The sequence below is a fragment of the Bacteroidota bacterium genome, from assembly GCA_039714315.1.
In the GTDB taxonomy this organism is placed as follows: Bacteria; Bacteroidota; Bacteroidia; order Flavobacteriales; family JADGDT01; genus JADGDT01.
In genome coordinates, this window is the sequence record JBDLJM010000272.1 from 1 (window position 1) to 1,570 (window position 1,570).

Genomic DNA, 1,570 nt, shown 5'->3' on the forward strand with positions numbered 1-1,570 from the left:
CCAAAGCTTAGATTCTTTTGATCTACCAATTCACTTAATTCAGTTAATGATTTCTTTCCGAAGTTTCTAAACTTCATTAAATCACTTTTGTGGTAAGAAACTAAGTCTCCTAAAGTATCAACTTCAGCAGCTTTTAGACAATTTAGTGCTCTAACTGACAACTCCATATCGACCAATTTTGTTTTAAGTAATTGGCGCATGTGCAATGATTCTTCATCATAAGTTTCAGTTTGTGCAATTTCGTCAGCTTCCATTGTGATACGTTCATCTGAGAACAACATAAAATGCTGAATAAGTATCTTAGCAGCCTCAGTTAAAGCATCTTGCGGATTGATAGAACCATCTGTTTTGATATCAAAAATTAACTTTTCATAGTCAGTTTTTTGTTCAACACGATAATTTTCTACCTCGTATTTTACCAACTTGATCGGTGTAAAAATTGAATCTGTAAAGATTGTGCCTATTGGCATTCCAGATTTCTTATTCTCTTCTGCAGGAACAAAACCTCTACCTTTTTCAATGGTGATATCAATATGGAGCTTTACGCTTTTTTCCATATTACATATAACCAAATCGGGGTTTAATACCTGAAATCCTGAAATAAAAGACTGTAAATCACCAGCTGTAAACTGATCTTTTTTGGTTATTGCAACCGCAACAGTTTCATTTTCAATGTCATCAATTTGTCTTTTAAAACGTATTTGTTTTAAGTTTAAGATTATTTCTGTTACATCTTCTACAACACCTGAGATCGTTGAAAATTCATGATCAACACCTTCTACACGAATAGACGTGATAGCAAAGCCTTCTAATGATGAAAGTAATACTCTTCTAAGAGCATTTCCAACAGTTAATCCGAAGCCCGGTTCAAGGGGTCTGAATTCAAATTTACCTTCAAATTCATTTGATTCGATCTTAACTACCTTATCGGGTTTTTGAAAATTTAATATAGCCATAGCTGATTACTTATCTTTATTATTTAGAATATAATTCGACGATAAACTGTTCGTTAATGTTTTCAGGAATTTGAATTCTTTCAGGTATAGATACATAAGTACCTTCCTTTTTATCATCATTCCATGTCATCCATTCGTATACATCACTTTTATTAGCTAAAGAATTTACAATAGCTTCCAATGATTTTGATTTTTCTCTTACACCGATAACATCACCTTCATTTACACTATATGATGGTATGTTTACTAAACTATCATTTACTGTAATATGACGATGCGATACAAGTTGACGAGCTGCTCTTCTACTTGGTGCAATTCCTAGTCTATACACAACATTGTCTAATCTTGATTCACAAAGTTGTAGTAAGATTTCACCTGTTACACCACTTTTACGCTGTGCTCTTTTAAATAAGTTACGGAATTGTTTTTCTAAAATACCATAGGTATATTTAGCTTTTTGTTTTTCTTGTAACTGAATAGCATATTCAGATTTTTTACCGCGTCTTCTGTTGTTTCCATGTTGACCCGGTGGGTATTTCTTTTTTTCGAAACTTTTATCGGGGCCAAAGATCGGCTCTCCGAATTTTCTTGCAATTTTAGTTTGTGGTCCTGTA

Annotated in this window: 2 protein-coding genes; both read right to left on the minus strand. The window is 33.1% G+C overall.

The annotated features are described in order from the left end of the window. Positions 1–956: DNA-directed RNA polymerase subunit alpha (locus tag ABFR62_14270; GenBank protein MEN8139583.1), on the minus strand; the 956-nt coding region annotated here is incomplete at its 3' end. A gap of 19 nt (positions 957–975) precedes the next feature. Then, positions 976–1,570 (minus strand): 30S ribosomal protein S4 (rpsD, locus tag ABFR62_14275; GenBank protein MEN8139584.1); only part of this gene is annotated, 595 nt, incomplete at its 5' end.